The 7,575-nt window shown below is 43.1% G+C and carries 5 protein-coding genes and 1 pseudogene; 3 read left to right on the forward strand and 3 right to left on the reverse strand.

From position 1 onward, the window contains the following. Nucleotides 1-42: 42 nt before the first annotated feature. Both JZU62_RS03300 and JZU62_RS03305 read left to right on the forward strand, forming a co-directional pair. A complete protein-coding gene (locus JZU62_RS03300) occupies nt 43-420 on the forward strand; it encodes a DUF6394 family protein (RefSeq protein WP_295011868.1) in 378 nt (125 codons plus the stop codon). A 50-nt stretch (nt 421-470) separates the two neighbouring features. Next, a complete protein-coding gene (locus tag JZU62_RS03305) occupies nt 471-2,105 on the forward strand; it encodes an NAD-binding protein (RefSeq protein ID WP_295011870.1) in 1,635 nt (544 codons plus the stop codon). Here JZU62_RS03305 and recR read toward each other — a convergent pair. Then, nucleotides 2,095-2,664 carry a recombination mediator RecR gene (gene recR, locus JZU62_RS03310; protein ID WP_295011872.1) on the reverse strand — a complete coding sequence of 190 codons (570 nt, stop codon included), beginning with the start codon at nt 2,662-2,664 and terminating at the stop codon, nt 2,095-2,097. The genes JZU62_RS03305 and recR overlap by 11 nt on opposite strands. A gap of 116 nt (nt 2,665-2,780) precedes the next feature. Between recR and dnaJ the strand changes: the two genes are divergently transcribed. After that, on the forward strand, nt 2,781-3,896 hold the full coding sequence (dnaJ, locus tag JZU62_RS03315; RefSeq protein ID WP_295011874.1) for a molecular chaperone DnaJ: 1,116 nt from the start codon (nt 2,781-2,783) through the stop codon (nt 3,894-3,896). Nucleotides 3,897-3,969: 73 nt separating this feature from the next. Here the strand turns inward: dnaJ and ccsA are convergent, their stop codons facing one another. Together ccsA and JZU62_RS03325 are read right to left on the reverse strand one after the other, a co-directional pair. Beyond that, nucleotides 3,970-7,098, reverse strand: a complete 3,129-nt coding sequence (gene ccsA, locus JZU62_RS03320; protein ID WP_295011876.1) for a cytochrome c biogenesis protein CcsA — start codon at nt 7,096-7,098, stop codon at nt 3,970-3,972. Nucleotides 7,099-7,171: 73 nt separating this feature from the next. Next, nucleotides 7,172-7,575, reverse strand: a pseudogene (locus tag JZU62_RS03325) (NADP-specific glutamate dehydrogenase); the annotation flags it as partial.

The raw sequence follows: 7,575 nt of genomic DNA on the forward strand, positions 1-7,575 counted from the left end.
CTAAAGTAAATATGAAGTACAATTAAATAAAAAAGAGGTTTTATGAATTCCGAAAAGGTTATTTCCGGTTTTTTTATCATCCTTGCGCTTACCCTGAATTTCGGGTTTGTGTACGGTGATTTTGATGTCATCGCGTATCACAGTGTCTATGAACTGGTTGCCGCTATTACCGTAAATATTATTGCTACCATTATGAAATTGGGAGATAAAACCCAAACAGGCTCCGTCCTCCTCGCTACTAGTTTTGTAGCGGATCTTCAACTCATTGCGGCTGCATCGTTTTGGGGGATTGTGAATATGACGGGAGTAATGAGTGTAGAATTGTTTACGATTGTTGTCTCTCTTGCAGCGGGTGCATTAGTCGCTAACGTTATATCCGTCACCCTCTTCGTCGGTGAAACTCTTTTACTTAAACGCTGATATCCTAATCGATGAGTAACGAATCGACAATCTGGCTTTTTTTACGAAAAATGAGGACTCCCCTCATTGTTCTCAATCTTGCACACTCAATCCCAGTTATTTTATTAACCCTTGTTCCGGGTGTAGACGGAAGCGGAAAAACGGTTTACCTAAGTTTTTTCGATGCGATGTATATTGTCGGATATACGGCAACGACCATCGGATTCGGTGAAATCCCTTATCCATTTAGCTATCCGCAACGAATGGTGGTTCTACTTACTATTTACGCCTCTGTTCCGGCATGGATTTATGCGTTAGGTTCGATCATCGCATTGTTTCAGGAAAAAACCTTTACTACTGCGATGAAAATGAATAACTTTCGGCGGAGAGTCCATCATTTGGGTCAAGATTTCATCATTATCTGTGGCTATACCGATGCGGGAAAACTGCTGATTGATAAACTTAACAAAGATAACCTTTACCGAATCATTGTTATCGATAAAAGCATCGAAAAAATCGAAGCATTACAAAGTGAAATGTATCTCCCCTCAATTCCCGCTATCGTCGCGGATGCTTCCATGACCGAAGTCCTTAAATCTTCCGGTATTGAATCCCACCATTGCAAATTTATCGTTACCCTTTTCGATGATGATCAGCTCAACTTAAAAATTTCCGTTCGTGCCCGTATCTTGAATAAAAAACTTCATATTATCGCTCGTTCAGGTATTAAACAAGGGGGAGAAAATCTTTCAAATATTGGTGTCGATCATGTCATCGATGCTTTTTCTATTATCTCAAAACGGATCGATTTTGCACTTCGTTCTCCGTATCTTTTTAATCTTCTTAGTTGGGTTCAAGGGGGGAATTTGCATGTTAGTAAAAGTGATATTCTCCCTAAAGGAAAATACATCGTATGTGCAAAAGGTCGTTTTGGAAAGACGCTTCAAAATACCCTCGATAACAACCAAATCGAATACACTTATCTCGATATTAACAAAGATACCCACGAAAAAGTCTCTTCGGATCAAGATTTCTTTATTCAGGCGGGGATCATGGAAGCGGCCTGCATTATTGCAGGAACCAATGATGATGCAATCAACCTCTCAATCATCGCTACCGCGCGGACTCTAAATCCTAATATTTTTGCTATCGTTCGGGAAAATGAGCTCGAAGAGCGAAGCCTTTTTAGTAATCTAAAAGTTGACAAAATTTTCGTACTTGATCAAATCGCCGCACTGGATGGCTACAACTACATTGATAGACCGATGACATTCAAATTTATCGATGAGATTTCTAAACAAAGCTATGAAACATTTGTTGATACGTTATTGCTCATTACTAAACGTGTTAATAAACGCCCTGCCCTTATCGAGATGGAAATTGATGAGCAACAGATGTATGCCCTTAGTCGCTATTTAACAGAATCTACAGTAACCATTAAGCAACTTATCGATAATCCGTATCGTGATGGAGACAATCTAGAAATCGTTATTTTAGGACTTGAACGAGAAAATGGTGAATTTATCCTTTTACCAGATGGTAATACAGTGCTTCGACCACATGACCACATACTCTTAGCGACAACCCGTCCGAGCTTAGATCGTTTCCAAACCATTGTCAACCATTATTATGAACTCTATTATGTCATTCACGGTGTCGAAGCACGACGATTTAAATTCCCTTTTAGAAGAACTGCTAAATACTAACCCTATCTTCCATCGCTTTGGTGAGAGAGAGAATATCGACGTTTTCTAAACTTACCCCTGTCGGAACACCCTGCGCAATACGGCTAAAACGGACATCAAAATTGATTAGTTTATCTTCAATATAGAGCATCACACCCTGATTCGCGATTGATGGAGTGAGGGCGAAAATCACCTCTTTAATCCCGCTTTGAATAATCCCGCGCAGATGAGAAATATCTAGCTCTTCGATAGACTCCAGCACGAAATAGCGACCATCAAAGAGACCGTTCTCTTCAAATGTCAAAATATCTTTGGCATTTTCAACGATACAGAGTATTTCGTGATTACGACACTCATCACTGCAAATCGAGCAAAGCTCATCTTCGCTCAACCCTCCGCATGATCGGCATTTTTTGAGGCTAGTGATTGCATTTTCGATGGCATGAGCGAGTTTGAGAGCACCGAAACTATCGTGCATAACCATATGATAGGCTAGACGTGTTGCGGACTTTTGTCCTATAGCAGGGAGCTGTTGCAGAGCATCGACAAGGCGATTAAATTTTTCAAGTGATCGTTTCATAATCGATATTGTAGCAAACGTTGTGCCATAAATAGTTTAGTCTTTATGACTCAATTAAGCTAACACTCTTTTTGACATGGTATAATTGCGCGAAAATATGTTTTCGGAGTCAATTCGTGGAAAATTTGAGTTATTATGAAATTTTAGAAGTCACTAAAAATGCTAATGGTGATGAGATCAAAAAAGCGTACCGCAAAATGGCGAAGCTCTACCATCCTGACCGTAATCCGAATGATGAGAGTGCAGAACATAAGTTCAAACTCTGTAATGAAGCGTACCAAGTTTTGAGCGATGATCAACAACGTGCACGCTATGACCGTTACGGCAAAGAGGGATTGCAAGGGGGCGGTGGACGACGTCAAAGCGGTGGTTTTGATGATTTAGGATCTATTTTTGAAGAGATGTTCAATGGCTTTGGCGGAGGCGGTCGTAAGCAATCACGCGCAGCAACGGATAAATTCCCACTCGATATGGGTGTGGAGATGCGTGTGAGCTTCAAAGAGGCAGTTTTCGGATGCGAAAAAGAGGTGACGTTTACCACTAAAAATTCGTGTAAAACATGTAAAGGAACCGGAGCCAAAGAGGGCAAAGTGACCAGTTGCAGCCAGTGTGGCGGCAAAGGGCAAGTGTATGTTCGCCAAGGTTTTATGACCTTCTCTCAAACCTGCCCTGCGTGTCACGGCGAGGGGACGATGGCGAGTGAAAAATGTCCTGATTGTAAAGGTAAAAGTTTTACCGAGATCAAAGAGAGCGTTACGATCAAAATCCCTGCCGGAATCGATACGGGAAATCGTTTGCGTGTATCAGGACGCGGTAACACTGGAAAAAGCGGTGTAAGAGGTGATATGTATGTGACGTTTGAAGTGGAAGAGGACAGCCACTTTATCCGTAACGGAAACGACATCTACCTCGAAGTTCCAGTTTTCTTTACCCAAGCAGTACTCGGTGAAAACATTACTATACCTTCACTAAATGGAGAGCTGACACTCGAACTCGAAACGGGAACCAAAGACGGACAGCAGTATCGCTTTAGAAATGAAGGTGTTACCGATGTTCACGGACGGGGCAAAGGGGATTTGATTGCTCAAATCCACCTCACCTACCCTAACCGCCTGAACTCAACGCAAGAAGAATTGCTCCAAAAGCTCCAAGAGAGTTTTGGGATCGAATCCAAGCCACATGAATCGATGTTTGAATCAACATTTGAAAAAGTAAAGGGATGGTTTAAATAAATTCGTCATTCCGTACGTGATACGGAATCTAAGATGAATGGATCCCGAATCTAGTTCGGGATGACAAGAATTTCTACTTCGTACTTCTTTTTGGATACGCCATCGCAATAATGATTGCAATCACGGCATACGTCCACGGTACAAAATCAGGTACCGGAACGGGATCCCCTTTTGCATACGAGTGCATACCGCCTAGATAATAGTTTACCCCGAAATAGGTCATTAGCACCGACGTAAATGCCAATAGTGATACAACGCTGAAGATGTAATCGCTATACGCCCCTTTGATCATACGCAAGTGGATAACCACCGCATAGACCAAAATAGTGACAAGTGCCCATGTCTCTTTCGGATCCCATCCCCAGTAACGTCCCCAGCTCTCATTTGCCCAAACTCCTCCGAGGAAGTTTCCGACGGTAAGAAGTACCAACCCGATGATGAGACTCATCTCATTGATCGCATTGAGCTCTTTGATCGCCAGATTAAGACGAGTTTCATTAGAGGGTTTTTTGAGGATAAAGAGGATGAGAGTAATCATCCCTAGCAATGCACCAAGTCCAATGAATCCGTAACTAGCAGTAATCATCGCAACGTGAATCGCTAACCAGTAGGATTGGAGAACCGGAACGAGGTTGGTCACCTGCGGATCCATCCAATTGAGATGGGCGACAAATAGGATAAGCCCTGTCATGATCGACGTTGCCGCCATCGTCATTACCGAGCGACGTGAGAAGATAAATCCTGCCAATACACTCGCCCAACCGATATAGATCATCGACTCATAGCCGTTTGACCACGGTGCGTGTCCTGAGATATACCAACGCATGATAAGACCTGCGGTGTGTGCCGTAAAGAAAAGAACTAACAGACCAAAGGATACTTTGCTCAGCCACTCTTCGCGGAAGGTTGGTTTGATAATTTTGATGAATGACAAGATCATCAACGTAAACCCGACAACAAAATAAAGCGGCCAAAGTTGCTCGAAAATATTCGATTTGTTGTAAAAAATTTCGACTTTTGATTTCATATCACTCGGATAGACACTCGCACCCACAAAGCGTTGGTATTTGTCGATACGCTCCAATGCTTCATCCGCTTTACTCCAATCACCGCTTTTCATCGCTTCATCGATTGAACCGAAATAGCTAATAGCGAGAAGTCGGACAATCTCCGATTCTTTTGGACTAAGCCCTTGCAATGCTTCGATAGTTGCATCCCACTTGTGGTTTTTATCGCTTGGTTTCGGCCATATACGTACCAATGAACCGGTATAAACCATATAGGCAACATTAACCCGTTCGTCTACTTGTAAGAGAGCTTTATCGAATTTACCCCGTTTCCCCGGTGCTTTTCGGTTTGCTTCATTGACCAATTTTTCCAATTTGTAGCCGCTAATCTCATCAGGAGCTAGAAAAAACTGTGAGAATGCTGCTGTTTTCGCACTCTCAGGAATCCCGAGTAGCTTGTTGATCTCTTTGTCACCTGTGCGGATAATGGCAATCTCACGCCACGCATCGGGACGGAGCATCATCCCTAACACGACTTGATTTGAGGTCAAACCTAAAAATGTGTCGTTACGGTTTAGTTTTGCCAAGATCTCATGACTAAGTGTATCCATCGGCTTCATACGCCCACTGGCATCTTGGACGATGAGATGACCGAATTTATCGGCATGGGCTTTATCGAACCCTTTTGCCGTAGCGATAACCGGATTTTCTTCATCCGCAGCGATAGCGTTTGTCGAACTAAATAGTACTAAGATAACCACCGCTAACGCTGCAACGGTACTTTTGGCTTTAATCGATTTTAGTTTTTCACCCAGAGCGGCAAAACGACCGCTTTTCACGATCAATACCCCAAACATCCCGATAGAGAGCAACAAATATCCGATATAAGTAATCAATGTCCCCGGATCGTGGTTAACCGAGAGAATCGTTCCGAGTTCATCTTGATCAAACGACGATTGGAAAAATCGGTACCCCTCATAATCCAAAATATGATTCATATAAATCCTAAAATCAAATTTTTCTTGATTGGCGGGATCGAGGACAGTCACTTCACTCGCATACGATGCCGGTGACATCGATCCCGGATAGCGCTCTAGCTCGAAATCACGTAGTGCGATGGCAAACGGGATTTTACGTTCGATGGAGCCGTAAGAAGATTCGATAACGGTATTACCCAAGATCACTTTTTTCGCTTCACCGACTTCACCCGCTGAGCCTAATACGACCTCAGTCGTTTTGTTCTCTCCGCTACTAAAAGTAAGTGTTAGGGCATCGTGAGAGTCTTGTTGCATCATAGGCCCTTTTTTCCCTTTGGACGAAGCAGAGACCAGTTTCATTGAAGCTTTCGGGAAGAATTCGCGCAATACAAAACCGCTTTGGGTACTTTGGAACAAGGTTCGCTTGGTCATCTCATTCTTACCCTTGGAGAGAACGGATGTTTTCTGCGTATCCATACTGAGGGTTGCCAAAGCTGTTGGTGCACTCAAATACGCTTTCTCCCCCTCAACACTGAGAGAAACTACCGGTTTATCAAACGTTTTATTGGAATCAAAATCGATAACCAAATCATTGGCTTCGACAAACTCACCGCGTTGGAGAGAGACTTGTTGTGCTCCTGCCGCGCCTGTGACCATCAGATTAAAGAGCGGTTGACCTTTTGGATCGGCAACCATTTCATAGCTAACATCCCCCATATAGTTATCAAGTTTAACTTTGATCGTTTCACCGTTGAGTGCCAACTCACGCTCAAAATGGTTAGATGTTCGTTTAGAGAGATATAAAGCCTCTTTAAAGGGATAAGCTTTTCCATCTTTGATGACATTAAACGAGATGTAAGGTTCAGAACTGACCAAAACATCGCGACTTTCCCCCTCGCGGATGTGCATTGTTCCCTCAAACCCGATATAGCGTGTGACTGCCGCACCGATGAGGATAATCAAAAAAGCGGCATGAAAGATAAAAACAAGCCACTTGCCACGGCGAGCCATGTTGAAGTTGATAATATTGAGCGTCAGATTGATCGCCAATAACGCAAGAAGGATTTCAAACCAACGGGCATTATAAATATCCGCCTTAGCAGACATCGCGCCGTAATCGTTTTCAACAAACGTCGCATAGCCGATAGAGACGGCAAAAATGAGCATAAGAGCTGCCATGGTTTTCATGGAGCCGAGCAGTGAGAGAACTTTGTTCATGGTTAACCTATTTGAAAAATATTCGCTATTGTAGTGGGTGTTCGGTAAATGTTTGTTAATTAAAAATTAATACTCACACACCTTCAAGAATCATTGCTTCCGCCACCCGTTTAAATGCCGCGATATTGGCACCATCGACGAAATTTCGCTCCACTCCGTACTCTTTTGCCGTAAGTGAAACTCGTTTATAAATCTGACACATCAGCTCATCAAGTTTACGATCTACTTTATCAAAATCCCATTTTTCCATCGAAGCGTTTTGGCTCATCTCAAACTCACTCACCGCTACTCCTCCTGCATTGGACGCTTTTCCCGGCGCAAAGAGTATCCCTTCGCGTTGTAGAAGAGTTATTGCTTCAGGCAAAGTCGGCATATTTGCCCCCTCCACTACTGCGACACATCCGTTTGAAATCAGCTTTTTCGCATCCGATACCGTCAGTTCATTTTGGGTCGCACACGGGAACGCCGCGAAACACG

Origin of the sequence: Sulfuricurvum sp. (genome assembly GCF_019163035.1) — a bacterium.
Classification (GTDB): domain Bacteria; phylum Campylobacterota; class Campylobacteria; order Campylobacterales; family Sulfurimonadaceae; genus Sulfuricurvum.

Coding starts and splice junctions, on each gene's coding strand:
- JZU62_RS03300 (WP_295011868.1), top strand. CDS start 43: ATGAATTCCGAAAAGGTTATTTCCGGTTTTTTTATCATCCTTGCGCTT.
- JZU62_RS03305 (WP_295011870.1), top strand. CDS start 471: ATGAGGACTCCCCTCATTGTTCTCAATCTTGCACACTCAATCCCAGTT.
- recR (WP_295011872.1), bottom strand. CDS start 2,664: ATGAAACGATCACTTGAAAAATTTAATCGCCTTGTCGATGCTCTGCAA.
- ccsA (WP_295011876.1), bottom strand. CDS start 7,098: ATGAACAAAGTTCTCTCACTGCTCGGCTCCATGAAAACCATGGCAGCT.